We start from the raw sequence: 20,663 nt of genomic DNA on the forward strand, positions 1-20,663 counted from the left end.
ATCGACCTGGGCATAAAAAAAGCCGCCATCCCGAAAGATGGCGGCTTTTTATGTTTGTGCTCTCGACGGTCAGCCGTCGAAAAACTCCTTCATTCGAGCAAAGAAACCGGCGGATTCCGGATTGTTCTCCTTGGAGGAGAGCTGCTCGAACTCCTGCAGCAATTCGCGCTGGCGCTTGCTGAGCTTCTGCGGTGTTTCGATCTGGATCTGGATATAGAGATCGCCCGTCTGCGCCGAACGCAGCACCGGCATACCCTTACCCTTCAACCTGAACTGTTTGCCGGCCTGTGTGCCTTCTGGAACCGTCACTCGGGACTTGCTTCCATCAAGCGTTGTTACATCGAAAGTGCCGCCCAGTGCCGCCGTCGTCATGGAGATCGGCACGACACAGTAAAGATCGGCGCCATCACGCTGGAAGAATTCATGCGGACGCACAGACAGGAAGATGTAGAGATCTCCCGCTGGGCCACCACGCATCCCGGCTTCACCTTCGCCCTGCAGGCGAATGCGCGTGCCGTCTTCAATGCCCGACGGAATGTTGACGGAGAGAGAGCGTTCTTCCGTCACGCGTCCCTGACCGTGGCACTTCGTGCAAGGATCGGAAATCGTCTGCCCACGACCATGGCAGGTCGGGCAGGTGCGTTCGACGGAGAAGAAACCCTGTGCTGCGCGGACACGACCGGAGCCCTGGCAGGTGCCGCAGGTCTTTGGTTGCGTGCCGGGCTTTGCCCCGGAGCCGGAACAGACATCGCAGGTGATCGAAGTCGGCACCCGAATCTGCGCGGTCTTGCCAGTGAAGGCTTCTTCCAGCGAGATTTCCATATTGTAGCGCAGATCGGCGCCGCGTTCGCGTCCGCCGGAGGAGCGACGTGCACGGCCACCGCCCATCATCTCGCCGAAGATATCTTCGAAGATGTCGGAGAAGCCGCCAGCGCCCATGCCGCCACCGCCGAAGCCGCCGCCACCGCCCATACCGCCGTTTTCGAAAGCAGCGTGGCCGAAACGGTCGTAGGCCGCCCGCTTCTGCGGGTCCTTCAACGTCTCATAGGCCTCGTTGATTTCCTTGAATTTTCGTTCGGAATCGGCGTCGTCCGGGTTCTTGTCCGGATGGTATTTCATAGCGAGCTTGCGGAAGGCGCTTTTCAGCTCTTTTTCGTCCGCGGTCTTGCTGACGCCAAGTGTTTCGTAAAAGTCTGCTTTCGCCATTAAGGTAACAAGCCCCGAAAATGGATTTCCGGCTGCCCTTTGGCAGCCGGATTTCTTTCATGCATCGGTAGGAGACCGGAAGTCGCGCAATTACGCGGACTTCTTGTCGTCCTTGATTTCTTCGTAGTCGGCATCAACGACATCATCCTTGCCGCCTTCAGCAGAAGCATCGCCTGCTTCAGCCTGCTGGGCTTCGTAGATGGCCTGACCGAGCTTCATGGAGACTTCCATGAGGGTCTGGGTTTTGGCCTGGATGTCGTCGGCATCCGGCTCGGATGCTTCTACAGCCGTCTTCAGGCTTTCGATGGCATCTTCGATCGCCTTGCGGTCGGTCTCGGAAACCTTGTCGCCATATTCCTTCACCGACTTCTCGGTGGAGTGAATGAGGCTTTCAGCCTGGTTCTTGGCTTCTACGCCCGCACGACGCTTCTTGTCGGCTTCAGCATTGGCTTCCGCGTCCTTGACCATCTTTTCGATGTCTGCGTCAGACAGACCACCGGAAGCCTGGATACGGATTTGCTGTTCCTTGCCCGTGCCCTTGTCCTTGGCCGAAACCTGAACAATACCGTTTGCGTCGATATCGAAGGTGACTTCGATCTGCGGAACGCCACGCGGTGCCGGGGGCAGGCCGACGAGGTCGAACTGACCGAGCAGCTTGTTGTCCTGCGCCATTTCGCGCTCGCCCTGCGAAACGCGGATGGTCACAGCCGACTGGTTGTCTTCGGCGGTCGAGAAGGTCTGGCTCTTCTTCGTCGGGATCGTCGTGTTGCGATCGATCAGACGAGTGAAGACACCGCCCAGCGTTTCGATGCCGAGAGACAGCGGGGTTACGTCGAGCAGAAGAACGTCCTTGACGTCGCCCTGCAGAACGCCGGCCTGGATGGCTGCACCCATGGCAACAACTTCGTCCGGGTTAACGCCCTTGTGCGGCTCTTTGCCGAACAGCTGCTTCACGACTTCCTGAACCTTCGGCATACGGCTCATACCACCGACGAGAACGACTTCATCGATCTCGGAAGCAGATACACCAGCATCCTTGAGGGCTGCCTTGCACGGTGCAACAGTGCGCTGAACCAGGTCATCGACCAGGCTTTCGAACTTGGCGCGCGTCAGTTTCAGCGTAAGGTGCTTCGGACCGGAAGCATCAGCCGTGATGAACGGCAGGTTGATTTCGGTCTGCTGCGAAGACGACAGTTCGATCTTTGCCTTTTCAGCAGCTTCCTTGAGACGCTGCAGAGCGAGCTTGTCGTTCTTCAGGTCGATGCCGTTGTCCTTCTTGAACTCGGCTGCGAGGTACTCGACCAGACGCATGTCGAAGTCTTCACCGCCGAGGAAGGTGTCGCCGTTGGTGGACTTCACTTCGAAAACGCCGTCGCCGATTTCGAGGATCGAGATATCGAAGGTACCGCCGCCAAGGTCGTAAACAGCAATCGTCTTGCCGTCCTTCTTGTCGAGGCCGTAAGCGAGAGCGGCTGCGGTCGGCTCGTTGATGATACGCAGAACTTCAAGACCAGCGATGCGGCCAGCATCCTTGGTCGCCTGACGCTGCGCGTCGTTGAAGTATGCCGGAACGGTGATGACCGCCTTTTCGACCTTTTCGCCGAGGTAGGCTTCAGCCGTTTCCTTCATCTTCTGAAGGATCATCGCAGAAACCTGCGACGGGGAATAAGGCTTGTCCTGAGACTTTACCCATGCGTCACCATTGTCACCCTTGACGATCTCGAAGGGGACGAGACCCTTGTCCTTCTCGACAGTCGGGTCGTCGTAGCGGCGGCCGATGAGGCGCTTCACTGCGAACAGGGTGTTGGTGGGGTTGGTGACCGCCTGGCGCTTGGCCGGCTGGCCGACAAGGCGTTCGCCGTCGTCGGAAAATGCCACCATGGACGGCGTCGTACGTGCGCCTTCCGCGTTTTCAATTACTTTCGTGTCCTTGCCGTCCATCACTGCGACGCAGGAGTTGGTCGTGCCAAGGTCGATACCGATTACTTTTGCCATGCTCTTCTCTCCTTGAAGCGAACCGTCGGAACCCCGGAAGGCATTCCACTGACGATTCCTTGACTTGGATTTGCAACATTCGCTGCAGTTCTGCGGCGTATATAAGGAGCGATTTTTACTGCTGCAAGGCGCAAGAGAGAATGGAACGTAGCAAATAATGCATGATTTTGTTCCGGCGGAAGTCTTTTCGTGAACTCTTGCGCAACCCTGAGATTGCAGGTCTTTTCAAAAGCGGTTCACGACAGACCCGGCGCACCATAATGCAGGTGTGTGGTAGCTCCCGGAAGCCGAAGCAATCGCACAATTAGGGATGTTGGTTTTTAGAGAAATGGCGGACAGGGTGGGATTCGAACCCACGGTACGCTTTCACGCACACACGCGTTCCAGGCGTGCGCCTTAAACCACTCGGCCACCTGTCCTTTTGGAAATCTGCATGTTTGGGTGAATGCAAATCACTGGAACGGCGCGATATATAACGATGAATTCGCAGGGATCAACCTGAATCTGACAGTTTTTTGAATTGTCGGCAATTTCCTGCGTTTCGACTTGATTGCAAAGCGGTTTTTACGCCTTTATCGCTACGTTCTGTGTTTCATTATGTGGCGGTCGAACCGAAATGGCCGAGCAAAGGTATTCCCAATGAAAGCTTTTTTGCGATTTTTGAGCTTTCTTTTCCTCGCTGCAGCGATCGTTCAGGGTGTGTTTGATTCGATCCGTTCCGTTTCCACGTCCTCAATCAACGTCACCGGCATCCTTTCGCTTTGGGGCTACGCGTTTCCTGCGTCCCGCGCCATGGTGGAAACGGGAGTGGCACACTATATTCATCCCGAGGCGTGGCGCTGGATCGAAAACGCACTCGTGATGTTGCCTGCTTTTGCCATTCTTCTGGCTTTGTCTCTTCTTTGCTGGATGCTGGGTTACAAAAAGCACCGACTGTCGCGATTCCAGGCGATTTGATCGAAAACGTCCGCAGACATTATGAAACCCTGAGATCGGCTCGTTAGGGCTGAAAAGGAGGACGACAATGTTCCTGTTTGACACCTTTGAAAAGAAAACGACGATGCCCACCGCGCAATCCGCTCTGCCGGGCCGTGACGAAGCGCTTGTCGTGCCGGAAAACCACTTCGTGAACGGCAGGCCGTTGAAGGGGCCGTATCCGGATGGTCTGGAAATCATCTATCTCGGTATGGGGTGTTTCTGGGGCGCGGAGCGTCTGTTCTGGAAAACGCCTGGCGTGTGGGTGACGGCGGTCGGTTATGCGGGTGGCTTCACGCGCAACCCCACCTATCAGGAAACCACGACGGGTCAGACCGGACACGCTGAGGTCGTCAAGGTCGTCTATGATCCCGCCCAGATTTCACTTTCCGCGCTGCTGAAAATCTTTTTCGAAGAGCATGATCCGACACAGGGTATGCGTCAGGGCAACGATATTGGCACCACCTATCGGTCCGTCATCTACGCAACGACGGAAGGTCAGCTTCAGCAGGCGCAGAAGGTGCGTGATACCTTCCAGCAATCTCTGGATAAAGCTGGGCATGGTCGCACGATCACCACCGAAATCGAGGAGCTTGATACGTTTTACTACGCGGAAGACTATCACCAGCAGTATCTCGCCAAGAATCCAGGTGGTTACTGCGGACTGCGGGGAACAGGCGTAACCTGTAATATTGATTAGATTTTTCGCAATCTGCTCCGGTGGAAAGATCAAAAAAACGCCAGTTTAAAGTTTTTCCACCGGGTCAAAAAAACCGAGTGAATTTTTCGTTGAGCCATGCAAGGATGCGTGCCAAGCACAACCGGAGACACGGTTGGCGGTTCCGCAGACATTCCCGGTTAACGGGTATGCGGGAGGACCCTATAATATCAATTGCAACAACAGGGCTGCAAAATGAAAAAATCGCTTCTGACCCTTTTCGCCATGGCGGCAATGTCGGCCTCCGCACTCGCTGCGGATATCAAGCCGGCTCTGGTCTATGGCACGGGTGGCAAGTTCGACAAGTCCTTCAACGAAGCTGCTGCGGTTGGCGCTGAAAAGTTCAAGGCGGAAACAGGCATCGAGTTCCGCGATTTCGAACCCACCAGCGACACCCAGGGCGAACAGGCTATCCGCAACTTCGCCAGCAAGGGCTTTAACCCGGTCATCGCCGTATCCTTCGCCTGGACGTCGGCAATGGAAAAGGTTGCAGCCGAGTTTCCGGACACCAAGTTTGTAATCGTCGACTCCGTCGTTGACCTGCCGAACGTGCGTTCGGTCGTCTACAAGGAGCACGAAGGCTCCTACCTCGTCGGCCTTCTGGCTGGCATGGCCTCCAAGACCGGTAAGGTCGGCTTCGTCGGCGGCATGGACATTCCGTTGATCCGCAAGTTCGCCTGCGGTTACGTACAGGGCGCCAAGGCGGCCAACGACAAGATCGAAGTCTTCCAGAACATGACCGGTACGACGGGTGCTGCCTGGAACGACCCGGTTCGCGGCGGTGAACTGACCAAGAACCAGATCGACCAGGGCGCTGACGTGATTTATGCGGCGGCCGGCGCAACGGGCCTTGGCGTGCTGCAGACCGCTGCCGACAACAAGAAATTCTCGATCGGTGTCGATTCCAACCAGAACCACCTGCATCCGGGTTCCGTCCTGACCTCCATGGTCAAGCGCGTCGATCTGGCTGTCTACAATGCCTACAAGGACGCCAAGGAAGACAAGTTCACGCCTGGCGTCATTGCTCTTGGCATCAAGGAAGACGGCGTTGCCTATGCGCTGGACGACAACAACAAGTCTCTGATCACCCCGGAGATGGTCACTGCGGTCGACAAGGCCAAGGCTGACATCATTGCCGGCACGATCAAGGTTCACGATTATATGTCGGATAACTCTTGCCCGAAATGACGTGATATCTGTTGGGGCGCACGGTGCTTGTCACCTTGCGCCCTTTTCATATCCAGTCTTCGGAGACGTGTCGGTTTAAGTATGGACCCAGCAATCGAACTCGTGGGCATCGATAAGAAATTCGGTGCCGTTCACGCAAACAAGAATATCAATTTGACGGTCGCCAAGGGTACAATCCACGGCATCATCGGGGAAAACGGTGCCGGGAAATCGACATTGATGTCGATTCTCTACGGATTTTATCATGCGGACTCAGGGGAAATCCGCGTCAACGGCGCGCCTGTAGCCATTCGTGACAGCCAGGCTGCGATCAGCGCGGGTATCGGCATGGTGCATCAGCATTTCATGCTGGTCGAGAATTTCACCGTGCTTGAGAACGTCATGCTGGGCGCAGAGGGCGGAGCCTTGCTCGCCAAAGGCACGGCTGCGTCCCGAAAGGAGCTGAAGCGTCTTGAGGACGACTACGGTCTCGAGGTCGATCCCGACGCTGTGATCGAAGAACTGCCGGTCGGTCTGCAGCAGCGCGTCGAAATATTGAAAGCGATGTACCGCGGTGCTGAAATCCTGATTCTGGATGAGCCGACAGGTGTTTTGACACCTGCCGAAGCAGACCACCTTTTCAAGATTCTCGGTGTTCTCCGTGATCAGGGAAAGACCGTCATCCTGATCACCCACAAACTGCGCGAGATCATGGCGATTACCGATTCCGTTTCGGTCATGCGCCGCGGCGAGATGGTTGCGACGCGCAAGACCTCGGAAACCACGGTTGAGGAACTGGCCGAACTGATGGTCGGTCGCCGCGTCCTGTTGCGGGTGGAAAAAGGCGAAGCGAAGCCTGGCGACGTGCTGTTGTCGGTTCGCAACCTCACCGTCAAGGACAGCCGTGGTGTCACCATGGTGGATGACGTGTCGTTTGACATCCGTGGTGGAGAAATCGTTGGCATCGCTGGCGTTGCGGGCAACGGGCAGTCCGAACTGCTCGAGGCCATTGCAGGCATTCGCAAACCCCATTCCGGCGAAATTTTCGTGGAAGGACAGAAGGTGGATCGTGTCGATCCCGCCTTGATGCGCAAACTCGGCCTTGCCCACATTCCCGAAGATCGACACCACATGGGTCTGGTGCTGCGGTTTGAGGAGTACGAGAACTCGATTCTCGGTTATCACCGCGACGAACTCTACGGCAAAGGCCCGTTCCTCAATCCCGAGGCGATCCGCAAGGATGCCGTCGAAAAGATCGAAAAATACGATATCCGTCCACCGAATCCGCGTCTGAAGACCGCCAATTTTTCTGGCGGCAATCAGCAGAAGATCGTTGTCGCCCGCGAAATCGAGCGTGATCCGAAAATGCTGATTATCGGCCAGCCGACGCGCGGGGTCGATATCGGTGCGATCGAATTCATCCATCGCCGCATCGTTGAAATGCGGGATGCCGGAAAGGCAATCCTGCTCGTTTCAGTGGAGCTCGATGAGATCCGGTCGCTTTCTGACAGGATTCTGGTGATGTTTGCCGGTCGTATCGTCGGAGAAAAAACGGCGGAAGCCGAAGAACAGGCGCTGGGCCTCATGATGGCCGGTATCGCTGCATGAGGCATGAATGAGCACTGCTTCCGTCCCCCTACCAAACTGGATCACCTACGGTCTTTTGCCGCTGCTGAACGTCGTGACGGCGTTTGTCATCTCCGGCCTCGTCGTCTGGTCGATCGGTGAAAATCCGTTTGCGGCACTGCGTCTTTTGATTGAAGGCGCTCTCGGCCGTGGCGATGCCATCGGGTTCACCCTGTTTTATACGACAAGTTTCATTTTTACCGGCCTTTCAGTTGCCGTGGCATTCCATTCCGGCCTGTTCAATATCGGTGCGGAAGGGCAGGCTTATGTCGGCGGCCTTGGTGCTGCGCTGGTTGCCCTGACACTTGACCGTTATGTGCCCTGGTACGTGACCATGCCCTTCGCCGTTATCGGCGCGGCTGTCTTCGGCGCCGCCTGGGCGTTCATTCCGGCCTGGCTGCAGGCAAAACGCGGCAGTCACGTCGTGATCACCACGATCATGTTCAACTTCATTGCTGCGGCGCTGATGGTGTACCTGCTCGTCAACGTGCTGATCGTTCCTGGCAAGATGGCGCCGGAAACACGCACCTTCCTGCCCGGCGGCCAGTTGCCGAAGATGGACTGGCTGATGGCGCTTTTCGGGCTGAAACTGGGGCCGGCACCCTTCAACGTGTCGTTCATCATCGCGCTTGTCATGTGTTTCGTGGTCTGGGTGCTGATCTGGCGCACCAAACTCGGTTATGAAATGCGTACCCTCGGCATTAGCCGCTCTGCAGCGGTTTACGCCGGTATTCCCTATGCGCGCACGGTCATCATCGCCATGCTCCTGTCGGGCGGTCTGGCGGGCATGATGGCACTGAACCCTGTCATGGGCGCCTCCGCGCGCTTGCAGGTAGAATTCGTTGGCGGCGCGGGCTTCGTGGGTATCGCCGTGTCCCTCATGGGACGAAGCCATCCGCTTGGCATCGTGTTTTCCGCATTGCTGTTTGGGATTCTCTATCAGGGCGGAGCCGATCTTTCGTTTGAAATGCCCAACATTACCCGTGAGATGATCGTGGTCATCCAGGGTCTGGTGATCCTGTTTGCCGGGGCTCTGGAATATATGTACCGGCCTGCGATCGTTCGCGTCTATCAGCGTCTGGTAAAGGGGTAATCCGAGATGGACTTCTTCGATATTCTGGTCAGCATTCTCGGATCGACCGTCCGCCTGACCATTCCCTTGCTCTTTACCGCGCTTGCCGGCCTGTTTTCGGAACGGGCGGGTGTTTTCGATATCGGCCTTGAGGGCAAGATGCTTGCGGCGGCTTTTGCTTCCGCATGCGTCGCTTATCTTACGGCGAACCCCTGGGCGGGTTTGCTGGCCGGCATCACCGTTTCGATCCTTTTCTCGCTCATTCACGGTTTTGCCGTCATCACCAATCGTGGCAATCAGATCGTCTCCGGTGTTGCGCTCAACTTCATCGCAGCCGGTCTGACGGTAGTTCTTGGTCAGGCATGGTTCAGTCAGGGTGGTCGTACACCGCAACTGACCTCAGAGGGACGTTTCACGCCAATCATCCTGCCCGGTGCCGATGCCATGCGTGAGGTGCCTTTCATCGGGCCGCTTTATGCCAATGTCATTTCCGGCAACAACATCCTGACCTACCTGGCATTTCTCGCGGTACCCCTGTCCTGGTGGGTGCTTTACCGCACACGCTTTGGCTTGCGTCTGCGCGCCGTCGGTGAGAACCCGGGCGCTGTCGATACGGCGGGCATTTCCGTTCCATGGATGCGGTTCCGTGCCGTCATTGTTGCAGGTTTCCTGTGCGGCTTTTCCGGCGCGTATCTTGCCGTGGCGCAGTCGGCTTCCTTCATCGCCAACATGTCTGCGGGCAAGGGATATATCGCACTTGCAGCGCTGATTTTCGCGAAGTGGAAGCCGGTTCCAGTCATGTTTGCCTGCCTGTTGTTCGGTTTCCTCGATGCCTTCGCGAATTTCATGCAGGGCAAGTCCGTACCGGGCATCGGCGAAGTGCCGGTGCAGATCTTTCAGGCCATGCCCTATATTCTGACCTGCATCCTGTTGGCGGGTTTCATCGGTGTTGCCAAGCCTCCGAAGGCTGGTGGCGTCGCCTACTCGAAGGAGCGTTAATCCATGTCTCGGGAATTGTTCGAAGCGGCAAGAGACGCGATGGCGCTCGCCCATGCACCCTATTCGAAGTTTCCGGTCGGTGCGGCGATCCGCGCCGAAGACGGCAGGATTTATAAGGGCGCCAACATCGAGAACCTCTCCTTCCCGCAAGGGTGGTGCGCTGAACCGACGGCCATTGGCGCTATGGTGATGGGCGGTGCAGAACAGATCAAGGAAATCGCCGTGATCGCGGAAAAGTTGGCTCTCTGCCCACCTTGCGGTGGCTGCCGCCAGAAGATCGCCGAATTCGCGACCTCCGAAACCAAGGTGTACCTCTGCGATGAAACAGGCGTGCAGAAGGTCGTGACCATGGATGAGCTTTTGCCGTTGTCCTTCAAGACCGAGTTGCTCGGATGACGGACACGCTGATCGACATCCTGGTGGACCGGCTGAACGGCCTCATGCCGCGTATCGCCATCGTGCTCGGCTCCGGTCTCGGCTCGCTTGTGGAAGAGGTCGAAGAGGCTATCCGTGTTCCTTATGCCGAATTGCCGGGATTTCCGGCAAGCGGTGTTTCGGGTCATGCGGGTGAACTGGTGGCAGGTTATCTTGGCGGCGAACCGGTCATCATGCTGTCCGGTCGCGTGCACTATTATGAAAAGGGCGATCCGGCCGCGATGCGGGTAGTGATCGAAACGCTTGCCGGGTTGGGCGTACAATCGCTGATCCTGACCAATTCCGCGGGCTCGGTTCGAGAAGATATGCCGCCGGGGTCTGTCATGCAGATCACCGACCACATCAACTATTCCGGCATGAACCCGCTGATTGGCGAAGAAAGCGATCGTCGCTTTGTCGGCATGACGACGGCCTATGACGCAGATCTGGTTCTGGCGATGCGCAACGCTGCCATTCGTGCGACCGTGCCGTTGTTCGGCGGCGTCTACATGTGGTTTTCGGGGCCAAGCTTCGAGACGCCGGCAGAAATTCGCATGGCGCGTCTGTTGGGAGCGGATGCGGTTGGCATGTCTACGGTGCCGGAAGTCATCCTCGCACGCTTTTTCGGGATGCGCGTTGCTGCCGCATCCGTTATTACCAATTACGGTGCCGGCATGACCGGTGCGGAACTGAGCCATGAGGAAACCAAGGACATGGCTCCAGTGGGCGGCAAACGACTTGCCGCCATCCTGAAGGAAATGATTGCAGGAGGAGCATGATCATGGAACTCCAGCGTCCGCGAGAAGCGGCTGCCCTCACTCTGTCCTTGCTGGACCTGACCAACCTGAAAGAAGATTGCACGCCGGAGCAGATTGCCACTTTGTGCCAGAGAGCGCACAGCGAGTATGGGAATACGGCCGCGATCTGCATCTGGCCACGTTTTGTGGCGCAGGCCAGGGCAGCTTTTGGAAAAGATCACGCGATCAAGATCGCCACTGTCGTCAATTTCCCGTCTGGCGATCTCGAGATCGCCACCGTTGTGGCCGAAACTGAGGCGGCCATTCGCGATGGAGCCGATGAGATCGACCTCGTCATTCCCTACAAGAAGTTCATAGCCGGCGATGAAGCCGCTGTGGTTAAGATGACTGCGGCTGTGCGCAAGGCGTGTGTCGCACCGGTCCAGCTCAAGGTCATACTTGAAACCGGGGAGTTGAAGGACAAGGCGCTGATCCGCCGTGCCTCGGAAATTGCCATCGCGGAAGGTGCTGATTTCATCAAGACGTCGACCGGCAAAGTGTCGGTCAATGCAACGCTGGAAGCAGCCGATATCATGCTGCAGGCAATCCGAGACAGCAAACAGAAGGTTGGTTTCAAGCCTGCTGGCGGTATTGGCACGGTGGCGGATGCAACGCTGTATCTCAGGCTCGCGGAAACCATCATGGCGCCGAACTGGGCCATGCCTTCAACCTTTCGTTTTGGTGCCTCAAGCCTGCTGGACGATGTGCTGAACGTGCTGGCCGGTGGTGAACCCGCCAAGGCCGCCAGCGGATATTGACCCCTTGATCCCCCAGGAAATCATCCGCCGCAAGCGTGACGGGTTGCACCTCGATCCGGAGGAGATTTCCGGATTCGTCGGGGCCCTTTCATCGGGGCAGATTTCCGAAGGCCAGGCCGCAGCTTTTGCCATGGCCGTTTTCTTTCGTGGCATGAGCCGCGACGAAACAGTCGCATTGACGCTTGCCATGCGTGACAGTGGCGATGTTCTCTCCTGGAATGAGGTTGACAAGCCCATTGCGGATAAACATTCGACCGGCGGCGTCGGTGACAATGTCTCATTGATGCTGGCCCCGATTGTGGCCGCCTGTGGGTTGGCGGTTCCGATGATCTCCGGCAGGGGACTTGGGCACACGGGTGGCACGCTCGATAAGCTTGAGGCCATTCCCGGCTACAACGTCATGCCGGATGAGATGCGCTTTCGAAAGGCCGTGCGTGACGCAGGCTGCGCGATCATTGGCCAGACCGGTGATCTTGCTCCGGCCGACAAGCGCCTTTACGCCATTCGTGATGTGACCGCTACCGTCGATTCCATTCCGTTGATCACCGCGTCCATTCTGTCGAAAAAGCTTGCCGCCGGTCTGGAAACGCTTGTGCTTGACGTCAAGGTTGGCAATGGCGCTTTCATGCAGGATATTGAGGAGGCACGCAGCCTGGCGCGTTCGCTGGCCGACGTCGCGAATGGTGCGGGTCTGCCGACCGCTGCTTTGATCACCGACATGAACCAGCCACTTGGCGATGCTGCCGGAAATGCGGTCGAAATCCTCAATTGCCTGGACTTTCTTCATGGACAGAAAGCGGGAACCCGTCTTGAGGACGTTGTCATGTCTTTCGCAGCGGAGATGCTGGTGCAGGGCGGGGCAGCCGGGACGCTTGAGGATGGCAGAGCGAAGGCTGCCGAGGCTTTGGCTTCCGGCCAGGCGATGGAAGCTTTTGCGCGTATGGTCACTGCGCTCGGCGGTCCTGTCGACTTCGTGCAACGACCGGCGCACTACCTGCCCGCAGCGCCTGTCATTGTGCCCGTTCCGGCCGGCCAAAGCGGTTGGTTGACGTCCTGTGGGACGCGCGACGTGGGAATGATAGTTGTGGAACTTGGTGGCGGGCGGCGCAAACCGTCGGACACCGTTGATCTTTCCGTGGGTCTATCCGGAATTTTGCCTTTGGGGACCAGAGTGGAGAAGGGTGAACCCATCGCCTTCGTTCATGCCGCATCACAGGACGCCGCTGCACGCGCAGTCGACAGAGTGCTGGAAAGCTATACGGTCGATACGGTCACGGCCGATATCGCTCCGGTCATATGTGAGCGGATCACCTGACGAGCCGCAGTTCGTCTCCGGCAACCTTGAACGACGAGAGCTGCTTCAGAAAGCTCATGCCAATCAGCGTTTTGCCGAGTGCATTGTCCTTGAGTACGATTGCATCGACGTTTTGAACACGGATCGCGCCGATTTCCACCCGGTCCAGCTTTATATAAGCGGCTTTGGTTTTGCCGTTGGCTGTCGAAATCGGATATTTGAAATCGAGACTGTTCACACCGAAACCGAGGCGCCGCGCAGTCGATTCATTGATCGCGACCGTTGAAGCACCGGTATCGACAAGACCATCGAACGGTTTGCCATTGAGACGGAAAGCGGCATTGAAGTGGCCGTTTGCATCCGCTTTGAGGGTGACAGTGCCAAGCGATACCGGCTGGGCTTTCACCGGCGCCGCTTTTTCAGCTTCCGGAGCAGGGCGCGTGTGAAATTTTTCTATGAGTGCAGGGATCTGCGTTGCACTGACCGAGAGGCTGACAAGAAGGAAAATCGTACGCGCCAGCAAGGATATGCTCCCGAAATGGATTGAACCAAGGTGAGCATAAACCGCAAAATACCGAAAAATCCTGAATCAAGAACGCCATTTGCGAGATGTCATCCGGCAAATGGCGTTGATGGTTAAGGTTCGGTGGACGGAATTACTTCGTTCCGTACATCCGGTCGCCCGCGTCACCAAGACCCGGAACGATGTAGCCCTGCTCGTTCAGGTGGCTGTCGATGGACGCAGTAAAGATCGGCACATCGGGATGCGCTTCGCGAAAGTTCTTGATGCCTTCGGGTGCAGCAAGCAGACACAGGAAGCGAATGTTCTTTGCGCCGCGTTCTTTCAGTTTCTCGACTGCGGCAATCGACGAGTTGCCCGTTGCCAGCATGGGGTCGACAACGATGATCAGGCGCGCGTCGAGACTCTCTGGTGCCTTGAAGTAATATTCGACAGCTTCCAGCGTTTCATGGTCGCGATAGACCCCAATATGGGAAACGCGGGCAGAAGGAACCAGCTCCAGCATGCCTTCCAGAAGACCGTTTCCGGCGCGCAGGATCGATGCGAAAACCAGCTTCTTGCCCTCGAGCACGGGTGCTTCAATGGTTTCCAGCGGCGTATCGATAGTCTCCGTCGTCATTTCCAGATCGCGCGTGACTTCGTAGCAGAGCAGCGTTGAGATTTCGCGCAGCAGGCGGCGGAAACCGGCCGTGGACGTTTCCTTCTTGCGCATGATGGTGAGTTTGTGCCGCACCAGCGGATGATCGATTACTGTAACGCCGTCCATGAAAACTGGCCTTCCCTCGTTTCTTTGATACTTTTGTCATTCACCGAAAGCGTCGCTTTCGCAAGTGTTTCAGGGTGTTTTTGTCCCGATTGCTTTCCTTTAAACCGAACCCAGTTTTGCCAGCAGCCGTTCCCGTGTCGGTTCGTCCACAAAGGCGCATTGAAGCGCTGTTCTGGTCATGTCGTTGATCTCCGCATCGCTGAACCCGAACGTCGTTGAGGCGAGTTCGTATTCCCGCACAAGCGATGTGAAGAAGAACGGCGGATCATCGGAGTTGATGCAGACCCGCACGCCGGCATCGCGCAACCGCTTGAGCGGATGCTGGTCAAAATCCGGATAGACATTGAGCGCGATGTTGGAACCGGGGCAAACTTCCAGAACGGTGCCGCTATCGGCAAGTCTCGACACCAGAGATGCGTCTTCAACGGCGCGAACACCATGGCCGATGCGTGCGGGTTTGACGAGATCGAGAGCATCGCTCACGCTGAACGGTCCGCAGACTTCGCCTGCATGGATCGTCAACCCAAGGCCAGCGTCACGGGCGATATCGAAGGCGCGTGCATAATCGGCGACACGGCCCATGCGTTCTTCGCCGGCCATGTTGAAGCCGGTGACGAGGGGATGTGCGGTTCTGGCGGCATATTCGGCTGCGGCAATAACACGGTCGGGGCCGAAATGCCGTTCACCGGTGACGATGATGCGGGCTTCGATGCCGGTCTTTTCCTTGGCAACGCGAATGCCTTCCGCGATGCCCTGAAGGTAGGCATCGGCACCAAGGCCAATACGATCGCCATGATCGGGCGAGATGATCAGTTCGCTGTAGATGGTATTGGCAGCGGCAAGCTCGGTGAGATAGGCCTCTGTGAGGACCGCATAGTCCTCATCTGTCTTGAAGACCTGCGCGACGGCATCGTAGCAGCGAATGAACTCGGCGAAATCGGTCCAGACATATTTTCCGTCACGCAGAAAGCTGCTGCTGTCGATACCGTATTTTTGCGCCTGCGCCGCAACAAGGTGAGGCGGTGCCGCACCTTCGAGATGGCAATGGATTTCCGCTTTCAGCAAATGGGATGTCAAATGAAGCTCCTGCCGTGGACGCCGGCATCTATTCCAAGGTGGCGGGCAATGCTTTCGCCAATATCGGCGTAAGAGGGTCGAATACCGAGATCACGAGACCGTATGCCTGGTCCGAATGCCATGATCGGCACGCGTTCTCGGGTGTGATCCGTACCGCGCCATGTCGGGTCGCAGCCATGGTCGGCGGTAAGAAAGGCAATGTCTCCCGGCTTCATCTTGCGATGAATTTCGGGAATGCGTGCATCGAAGGCTTCGAGCGCTGCGGCATAACCTGCCACATCGCGTCGATGGCCGTAGATCATGTCGAAATCGACGAAATTGGTGAAGACCAGATCTCCGTCTTCGGCCTCGTCTATCGCCTGCAGGGTCGCATCCATCAGCGCCGCATTACCATTGGCCTTGATGACGCGAGATATGCCCTGATGTGCGTAGATGTCGCCGATCTTGCCGATGGCGTGAACCTTGCGTCCTGCTTCGACCAGTCTGTCCAGAAGGGTCGGCTCCGGTGGAAGAACGGAAAAGTCCCGGCGGTTTCCGGTGCGCTCGAACGTCGCGACCGTCTCACCAACGAAAGGACGGGCAATGACGCGGCCAATATTCAGCGGGTCGACGAGTTTGCGAACGATCTGGCAGAATGCAAGAAGCCGCTCCAGCCCGAAATGGGTTTCGTGGGCTGCAATCTGAAACACCGAGTCGGAGGAGGTGTAGCAGATGGGTTTGCCCGTACGGATATGCTCCTCGCCGAAACGGGCGATGATCTCCGTTCCTGACGCATGGCAATTGCCAAGAATGCCCGGAACATTGCCTTCTTCGCAGATCGCTGCAACGAGTTCGGCGGAAAAGGCGTCACCCTCCGTCGGAAAGTAGCCCCACTCGAACCGGACGGGTGTACCGGCAATCTCCCAATGACCTGACGGCGTATCCTTGCCCTTAGAAACCTCGCTGGCGCAACCATGCAGGCCGTATATACGTTCCGGCAACTCCATGCCTGCGGGCATGTCGCCACTTGCCAGTTCCGCAATGTTGAGGAGACCGAGCGATGTCATGTTCGGCAATTTCAGGGGGCCAGCGCGCAAGCCCGGGCGATCTGCAGCGCCCGCCGCACAGAACTCCGCAATGTGGCCCAAAGTGTTGGAACCAAGATCGCCATAATGGTCCGCATCCGGTGCGCCGCCCACACCGAAGGAATCAAGAACCAGAAGAAACGCACGTGCCATGTGTCACCACAAAAAGCGCGGCACGATCTGCCGCGACCCAAAACGACTTATATAGAACACTGGAAGGTGAACTGTGAAACGCTTTATTGGTCGGCGTCCGTCAGTCGTTCTCTGAGCGCTGTTTCGGCGCATTGAGATTGCGGGTCACATACCAGCCTGCAGCGACCACCATCGCAGCCAGTATGTACCAGGTGATTGCATAGGAGAGATGGCTGTTGGGGAAGGTCAGCATGGTCTTGCCGCCGATCGGCAAGCCACCGGGATTGGCCGTCGCATCCGCATCAACGTAGAAGGGGGCGGCATGCGCCAGACCCTTGGTCGAGGTGATTTCGGCAATGTTGCGCGAATACCAGCGATTATTCGCCGGATCGTTGGTTCTGAGGAAAAGGCCCCCGGTTTCGGGTGCACGCATCAGTCCCACCACGTCGACACGACCTGTGACCTCACCCTCGGCGCGTGTGGATGGATCGCGTTTCTCCGAGGGAACAAAGCCGCGGTTGACGATGACAAGCGATCCGTCATCGCGCTGCAGGGGGGTTAGAACCCAGTATCCGGGACCCAGATCCGACACCGTATAGACCTGCACCTCGTCCTGATGGAGATAGGTGCCGGTAAGGCGGACACGGCGATATTCATATTGGGCTGGATCGGCAAGGGCCGCCCAATCGTTCTCGGCGGGTGCGTCGACCGGCGTGGCATGAGCCCGCTCTTCAACGCGTGCGATGAGATCGAGCTTCCAGGACAGGCGCTTCACCTGCCACGTGCCGAGCGCCAGCAGGCAGCCCGTGAGAATGACGGTCAGGAAAATCACGACAATCGCCGCAGGACGAATCCGTCGGGAAGGAGTCGGGTTTGTCAGGCTGTTCATTGGAGCTATATCCTGCTCAACACATAACCCCATGAATCCGCTCTCCGATTCATGGGGTTATGGGTCTTCCGGAGAGGCAGCCCGCAAGCGATGCGGGCTGCGAATGGTACGCTATCCAGGCCCGTCAGGGCAGGTTACGCATCTGTTCCATGGTCATCGTCGGCATCATATTCTTGTTCATGTTGTACATGACCCAGAGCGAGCCCACGAGCGTGATCATGACAACGACCAGCGTGAACAGCAGCGACATGAAGATCCAGCCGCCCTGCGACTTGGTGTTCATGTGCAGGAAGTAGATCATGTGCACGAAAACCTGGATGACACCGAGGACCATGATGATGAGCACGGTCGTTGTGCGGTTTTCAATGACATCGCCCATGACCAGCCAGAACGGAATAGCCGTCAGGATGACCGAGAGGATGAAGCCGATCATGTAGCTCTTGAAGGAGCCATGATCTTCTCCGCTGGCGTGGTGATGATCGTGACCGTGATCATGCGAATGACCGTGGTCGTGCGTGTGTGTGTTCGAACCCATCACAGAACTCCAACCAGATAGACGAAGGAAAAGACGCCGATCCAGATGACGTCGAGGAAGTGCCAGAACATCGAAAGGCACGTCAGGCGGCGCATGTTTGCTTCATGCAGGCCGAACTTCTTGACCTGCACCATCAACGTCACGAGCCAGATCACGCCGAAGGTAACGTGCAGACCGTGCGTGCCGACCAGCGCGAAGAACGCCGACAGGAAGGCAGAACGCTGCGGACCAGCACCTTCATGGATCAGGTGGTGGAATTCGTAGAGTTCGAGACCAAGGAATGCGAGGCCGAACACACCGGTGATCGCAAGCCAGATCAGCGTCGTGTTGATGTTCTTCTTCTGTGCCTCCAGCATGGCGAAGCCATAGGTGATGGAGGAGAACAGCAGGAAGCCGGTGTTGATTGCGACCAGCTTGAGATCAAAGAGATCCGCACCGGACGGACCGGCCGCATAACTGCGACCGACCACGGCATAGGTTGCGAAGAGCGTTGCAAAGATAAGGCAGTCGCTCATCAGGTACAGCCAGAAACCCAGCGAAGTGCCGTTTTCCGGATGGTGGTCTTCCTTCAGGTAGAAGACCGGCTTTTCCGCGCCATTGGCGCTTTGGGCAGGTGCTTGAGACATTCTGTTACGCCTGATTTGCAAGCAGCTTCGTACGTTCTGCTTCGACTTCCGTTACATCCGATGCCGGAATGTAATAGTCGCGATTGTAGTTGAAGGTGTGGGCGATCGAGACCGCGATGATAGCAAGCAGGCTCAATGCAGCCAGCCACCAGATGTGCCAGACCAGAGCGAAGCCAAGCGCGACGTTGATGGCGCTGATGATGACGCCCGCACCGGTGTTCTTCGGCATGTGGATGGGGATGAAGCCTTCCAGCGGACGCTCTGCACCGCGCTTCTTCATGTCTGCCCAGGCATCGACGTCATGCACGACCGGCGTGAAGGCGAAGTTGTAGGCAGGCGGCGGAGAAGAGGTCGACCATTCCAGCGTGCGGCCATCGTAGGGATCGCCGGTGACGTCGCGTAGCTGCTCGCGCTTCAGGAAGCTGACGATGAGCTGGATGACGAAGCTGGCAATACCGAGTGCGATGAGGCCTGCACCGAAAGCAGCGATTACGAACCAGATCTGCAGCGAAGTGTCTTCGAACTGGCTGAGGCGGCGGGTAACACCCATCAGGCCGAGTACGTAGAGCGGCATGAAGGCGAAGTAGAAACCGACGAACCAGAACCAGAAGGACAGCTTGCCCCAGAACGGGTCAAGGCGATAACCGAAGGCCTTGGGGAACCAGTAGACGATGCCGGCCAGCACACCGAAGACCACGCCGCCGATGATGGTGTTGTGGAAGTGGGCGATGAGGAACAGCGAGTTGTGCAGCACGAAGTCAGCCGGGGGAACAGCCAGCAGAACGCCGGTCATACCGCCGATGACGAAGGTGATCATGAAGCCGACGGCCCACAGCATGGGGACATCGAACTTGATGCGGCCCTTGTACATTGTGAACAGCCAGTTGAAGATCTTCGCACCGGTCGGGATCGAGATGATCATCGTCGTGATGCCGAAGAAGGCGTTGACGCTTGCACCCGAACCCATCGTGAAGAAGTGGTGCAGCCAGACGACGTAGGCGAGAATGGTGATGACCACCGTCGCGTAAACCATCGAGGCATAACCGAACAGACGCTTCTGCGAGAAGGTCGATACGATTTCCGAGAAGATACCGAAAGCAGGCAGAACCAGGATGTAAACTTCCGGGTGACCCCAAATCCAGATGAGGTTGACGTACATCATCGGGTTGCCGCCAAGATCGTTGGTGAAGAAGTTCGTACCAACGTAACGGTCAAGCGTGAGCAGGGCGAGTGTGCCGGTCAGGATCGGGAACGATGCCACGATCAGGATGTTCGAACACAGCGACGTCCAGACGAAGATCGGCAGGCGCATCATGGTCATGCCGGGAGCGCGCATCTTGATGATCGTCACGATCAGGTTGATACCCGATAGCGTCGTTCCCACACCAGCGATCTGCAGACCCCAGATGTAATAGTCCATGCCAACACTCGGACTTCCCTGAATGCCGGAAAGCGGCGGATAGGCTAGCCAGCCGGTCTGGGCGTATTCGCCGATGAACAGTGAGATCATGGTGATCACCGCGCCGGCCGTCGTCATCCAGAACGAGAAGTTGTTGAGGAACGGGAAGGAAACGTCACGTGCACCGATCTGGAGCGGAATGACGTAGTTCATCAGACCCGTGATCATCGGCATTGCCATGAAGAAGATCATGATCACGCCGTGAGCGGTGAAAATCTGGTCGTAGTGGTGAGGCGGCAGATAGCCTTCCGATCCGCCAGAGGCAATTGCCTGCTGGAGACGCATCATGAGCGCGTCGGCAAAGCCACGCAGCAGCATGATCAGAGCCAGAATGATGTACATGATACCGATCTTCTTGTGATCGATGCTCGTGAACCATTCCTTCCAGAGATAGCCCCACAGGCGGAAGTAGGTAAGGGCGCCAACGACGGCAAGACCGCCCAGCACCACTGCCGCAAATGTGACGATCAGGATGGGCTCGTGAAGCGGGATGGACTCCCAGGTTAGCCGCCCGAATAGGAACGACGTTTGATCGGAGTTGACGACCATTTTAGCCTCTTGGATTCAAAAACGT

At 57.2% G+C, this 20,663-nt stretch carries 20 protein-coding genes and 1 tRNA gene; 10 read left to right on the forward strand and 11 right to left on the reverse strand.

Annotated features, from left to right (window positions below; all coding sequences use genetic code 11):
* Nucleotides 1-69 precede the first annotated feature (69 nt).
* From dnaJ to FY156_15570, 3 genes are all read right to left on the reverse strand, one after another.
* Complete coding sequence (gene dnaJ / locus FY156_15560; protein ID UXS02788.1) at nucleotides 70-1,206, reverse strand: molecular chaperone DnaJ; 1,137 nt, start codon at nucleotides 1,204-1,206, stop codon at nucleotides 70-72.
* A 90-nt stretch (nucleotides 1,207-1,296) separates the two neighbouring features.
* Nucleotides 1,297-3,201 (reverse strand): molecular chaperone DnaK, encoded by a 1,905-nt coding sequence (dnaK, locus tag FY156_15565; protein ID UXS02789.1) that lies wholly within the window; start codon nucleotides 3,199-3,201, stop codon nucleotides 1,297-1,299.
* Between the two features lie 329 nt (nucleotides 3,202-3,530).
* Nucleotides 3,531-3,620: transfer RNA gene (locus tag FY156_15570), tRNA-Ser, on the reverse strand.
* 220 nt (nucleotides 3,621-3,840) lie between these two features.
* Here FY156_15570 and FY156_15575 point away from each other — a divergent pair.
* The 10 genes from FY156_15575 to deoA all read left to right on the forward strand — a co-directional run bounded on the left by FY156_15575 (nucleotide 3,841) and on the right by deoA (nucleotide 13,042).
* Nucleotides 3,841-4,158, forward strand: a complete 318-nt coding sequence (locus FY156_15575) for a hypothetical protein (GenBank protein ID UXS02790.1) — start codon at nucleotides 3,841-3,843, stop codon at nucleotides 4,156-4,158.
* A gap of 67 nt (nucleotides 4,159-4,225) precedes the next feature.
* Nucleotides 4,226-4,876 (forward strand): peptide-methionine (S)-S-oxide reductase MsrA, encoded by a 651-nt coding sequence (msrA, locus tag FY156_15580; protein UXS02791.1) that lies wholly within the window; start codon nucleotides 4,226-4,228, stop codon nucleotides 4,874-4,876.
* 213 nt (nucleotides 4,877-5,089) lie between these two features.
* Nucleotides 5,090-6,082 (forward strand): BMP family ABC transporter substrate-binding protein, encoded by a 993-nt coding sequence (locus FY156_15585; protein UXS02792.1) that lies wholly within the window; start codon nucleotides 5,090-5,092, stop codon nucleotides 6,080-6,082.
* 81 nt (nucleotides 6,083-6,163) lie between these two features.
* Nucleotides 6,164-7,669 carry an ABC transporter ATP-binding protein gene (locus FY156_15590; GenBank protein UXS02793.1) on the forward strand — a complete coding sequence of 502 codons (1,506 nt, stop codon included), beginning with the start codon at nucleotides 6,164-6,166 and terminating at the stop codon, nucleotides 7,667-7,669.
* Nucleotides 7,670-7,676: 7 nt separating this feature from the next.
* A complete protein-coding gene (locus tag FY156_15595) occupies nucleotides 7,677-8,780 on the forward strand; it encodes an ABC transporter permease (protein UXS02794.1) in 1,104 nt (367 codons plus the stop codon).
* Between the two features lie 6 nt (nucleotides 8,781-8,786).
* On the forward strand, nucleotides 8,787-9,758 hold the full coding sequence (locus FY156_15600; GenBank protein UXS02795.1) for an ABC transporter permease: 972 nt from the start codon (nucleotides 8,787-8,789) through the stop codon (nucleotides 9,756-9,758).
* Between the two features lie 3 nt (nucleotides 9,759-9,761).
* Entirely contained in the window at nucleotides 9,762-10,154 is a 393-nt protein-coding gene (locus FY156_15605; protein UXS02796.1) for a cytidine deaminase, read from the forward strand.
* Nucleotides 10,151-10,951, forward strand: coding sequence for a purine-nucleoside phosphorylase (locus tag FY156_15610; protein UXS02797.1), 801 nt, complete (start codon nucleotides 10,151-10,153; stop codon nucleotides 10,949-10,951). The genes FY156_15605 and FY156_15610 overlap by 4 nt, the downstream gene beginning before the upstream one ends.
* A 2-nt stretch (nucleotides 10,952-10,953) precedes the next feature.
* Complete coding sequence (gene deoC, locus FY156_15615; GenBank protein ID UXS02798.1) at nucleotides 10,954-11,727, forward strand: deoxyribose-phosphate aldolase; 774 nt, start codon at nucleotides 10,954-10,956, stop codon at nucleotides 11,725-11,727.
* 4 nt (nucleotides 11,728-11,731) lie between these two features.
* Nucleotides 11,732-13,042, forward strand: coding sequence for a thymidine phosphorylase (gene deoA / locus FY156_15620; GenBank protein ID UXS02799.1), 1,311 nt, complete (start codon nucleotides 11,732-11,734; stop codon nucleotides 13,040-13,042).
* Here deoA and FY156_15625 read toward each other — a convergent pair.
* From FY156_15625 to cyoB, 8 genes are all read right to left on the reverse strand, one after another.
* Entirely contained in the window at nucleotides 13,035-13,544 is a 510-nt protein-coding gene (locus FY156_15625) for a TIGR02281 family clan AA aspartic protease (protein ID UXS02800.1), read from the reverse strand. The genes deoA and FY156_15625 overlap by 8 nt on opposite strands.
* A gap of 133 nt (nucleotides 13,545-13,677) precedes the next feature.
* Nucleotides 13,678-14,307 (reverse strand): uracil phosphoribosyltransferase, encoded by a 630-nt coding sequence (upp, locus tag FY156_15630; GenBank protein ID UXS02801.1) that lies wholly within the window; start codon nucleotides 14,305-14,307, stop codon nucleotides 13,678-13,680.
* A 99-nt stretch (nucleotides 14,308-14,406) separates the two neighbouring features.
* On the reverse strand, nucleotides 14,407-15,384 hold the full coding sequence (locus FY156_15635; GenBank protein ID UXS02802.1) for an adenosine deaminase: 978 nt from the start codon (nucleotides 15,382-15,384) through the stop codon (nucleotides 14,407-14,409).
* On the reverse strand, nucleotides 15,381-16,601 hold the full coding sequence (locus tag FY156_15640) for a phosphopentomutase (protein UXS02803.1): 1,221 nt from the start codon (nucleotides 16,599-16,601) through the stop codon (nucleotides 15,381-15,383). The genes FY156_15635 and FY156_15640 overlap by 4 nt, the downstream gene beginning before the upstream one ends.
* Nucleotides 16,602-16,701: 100 nt before the next feature.
* Nucleotides 16,702-17,460: an SURF1 family protein gene (locus FY156_15645; protein UXS03169.1), complete on the reverse strand. Its 759-nt coding sequence runs from the start codon at nucleotides 17,458-17,460 to the stop codon at nucleotides 16,702-16,704.
* A gap of 133 nt (nucleotides 17,461-17,593) precedes the next feature.
* The gene (gene cyoD, locus FY156_15650; GenBank protein ID UXS02804.1) at nucleotides 17,594-18,004 is read right to left on the reverse strand and encodes a cytochrome o ubiquinol oxidase subunit IV; all 411 of its coding nucleotides are present in this window, start codon (nucleotides 18,002-18,004) and stop codon (nucleotides 17,594-17,596) included.
* Nucleotides 18,004-18,630, reverse strand: a complete 627-nt coding sequence (gene cyoC / locus FY156_15655) for a cytochrome o ubiquinol oxidase subunit III (GenBank protein UXS02805.1) — start codon at nucleotides 18,628-18,630, stop codon at nucleotides 18,004-18,006. The genes cyoD and cyoC overlap by 1 nt, the downstream gene beginning before the upstream one ends.
* A 4-nt stretch (nucleotides 18,631-18,634) precedes the next feature.
* On the reverse strand, nucleotides 18,635-20,638 hold the full coding sequence (gene cyoB / locus FY156_15660) for a cytochrome o ubiquinol oxidase subunit I (GenBank protein UXS02806.1): 2,004 nt from the start codon (nucleotides 20,636-20,638) through the stop codon (nucleotides 18,635-18,637).
* Between the last annotated feature and the right edge of the window lie 25 nt (nucleotides 20,639-20,663).

This window comes from Agrobacterium tumefaciens (assembly GCA_025559845.1).
GTDB lineage: Bacteria > Pseudomonadota > Alphaproteobacteria > Rhizobiales > Rhizobiaceae > Agrobacterium.

Excerpts from the sequence above, each read along its gene's own strand:
- dnaJ (UXS02788.1), bottom strand. The coding sequence starts at position 1,206 with ATGGCGAAAGCAGACTTTTACGAAACACTTGGCGTCAGCAAGACCGCG.
- dnaK (UXS02789.1), bottom strand. The coding sequence starts at position 3,201 with ATGGCAAAAGTAATCGGTATCGACCTTGGCACGACCAACTCCTGCGTC.
- FY156_15575 (UXS02790.1), top strand. The coding sequence starts at position 3,841 with ATGAAAGCTTTTTTGCGATTTTTGAGCTTTCTTTTCCTCGCTGCAGCG.
- msrA (UXS02791.1), top strand. The coding sequence starts at position 4,226 with ATGTTCCTGTTTGACACCTTTGAAAAGAAAACGACGATGCCCACCGCG.
- FY156_15585 (UXS02792.1), top strand. The coding sequence starts at position 5,090 with ATGAAAAAATCGCTTCTGACCCTTTTCGCCATGGCGGCAATGTCGGCC.
- FY156_15590 (UXS02793.1), top strand. The coding sequence starts at position 6,164 with ATGGACCCAGCAATCGAACTCGTGGGCATCGATAAGAAATTCGGTGCC.
- FY156_15595 (UXS02794.1), top strand. The coding sequence starts at position 7,677 with ATGAGCACTGCTTCCGTCCCCCTACCAAACTGGATCACCTACGGTCTT.
- FY156_15600 (UXS02795.1), top strand. The coding sequence starts at position 8,787 with ATGGACTTCTTCGATATTCTGGTCAGCATTCTCGGATCGACCGTCCGC.
- FY156_15605 (UXS02796.1), top strand. The coding sequence starts at position 9,762 with ATGTCTCGGGAATTGTTCGAAGCGGCAAGAGACGCGATGGCGCTCGCC.
- FY156_15610 (UXS02797.1), top strand. The coding sequence starts at position 10,151 with ATGACGGACACGCTGATCGACATCCTGGTGGACCGGCTGAACGGCCTC.
- deoC (UXS02798.1), top strand. The coding sequence starts at position 10,954 with ATGGAACTCCAGCGTCCGCGAGAAGCGGCTGCCCTCACTCTGTCCTTG.
- upp (UXS02801.1), bottom strand. The coding sequence starts at position 14,307 with ATGGACGGCGTTACAGTAATCGATCATCCGCTGGTGCGGCACAAACTC.
- FY156_15640 (UXS02803.1), bottom strand. The coding sequence starts at position 16,601 with ATGGCACGTGCGTTTCTTCTGGTTCTTGATTCCTTCGGTGTGGGCGGC.
- cyoD (UXS02804.1), bottom strand. The coding sequence starts at position 18,004 with ATGGGTTCGAACACACACACGCACGACCACGGTCATTCGCATGATCAC.
- cyoC (UXS02805.1), bottom strand. The coding sequence starts at position 18,630 with ATGTCTCAAGCACCTGCCCAAAGCGCCAATGGCGCGGAAAAGCCGGTC.
- cyoB (UXS02806.1), bottom strand. The coding sequence starts at position 20,638 with ATGGTCGTCAACTCCGATCAAACGTCGTTCCTATTCGGGCGGCTAACC.